The 631-nt window shown below is 49.3% G+C and carries 1 protein-coding gene; it reads left to right on the forward strand.

Going from position 1 to position 631, the window contains the following annotated elements; genetic code table 11:
- Positions 1–247: 247 nt before the first annotated feature.
- Positions 248–631: MASE1 domain-containing protein (locus KI356_RS28925; protein ID WP_274388414.1), on the forward strand; the 384-nt coding region annotated here is incomplete at its 3' end.

The raw sequence follows: 631 nt of genomic DNA on the forward strand, positions 1-631 counted from the left end.
GCGTTTACGCTCACCGTGGTACTTATTCAGCTATCCCGTTTTATTTCGCCACTTGCCATTATCCATTCCAGTTCTATCTTTCTGGCGTGGATGCCACTGTGAGTAATGCTGTCAATCTTGTTTATCTTTGGCTGGCGCGGTGTCGTTCCCGTTTTATGCGGGATGTTTTGCACCAATCTGTGGAACTTTCATATCTCTTTTTTACAGACTGCGGTCATGCTCGGTAGCCAGACGTTTGTCGTGTTGTGTGCCCTGCGCAATATTACGCTGGCAGCTGGGGACGCGTTGGCGTTATGGATTGACCAGCCGATATGTCTGGCAACGTCTGTTCTGGCTTGGTTTGGTGACGCCGATCGGCATCAAATGCAGCATGTATCTTGTGGGGAGCTTCTTTGATTTCCCGCTAAAGATATCCACCTTTTTCGGCGATGCGGATGCCATTTTCACGGTCGTTGATTTGCTAAGCCTTTTCACCGCTGTGCTGATTTACAACATGCTTTTCTACTATCTCACTCGCATGATTGTAAGTCCCCACTTTGCGCAGATATTGTGGCGCAGGGATATCGCTCCGTCGTTGGGCAAAGAGAAACGCGCATTTACCTTAAGCTGGCTGGCAGCGTTAAGCGTGCTG

The organism is Bacillus hominis (assembly GCF_018332515.1).
Classification (GTDB): Bacteria; Bacillota; Bacilli; order Bacillales; family Bacillaceae_G; genus Bacillus_A; species Bacillus_A hominis.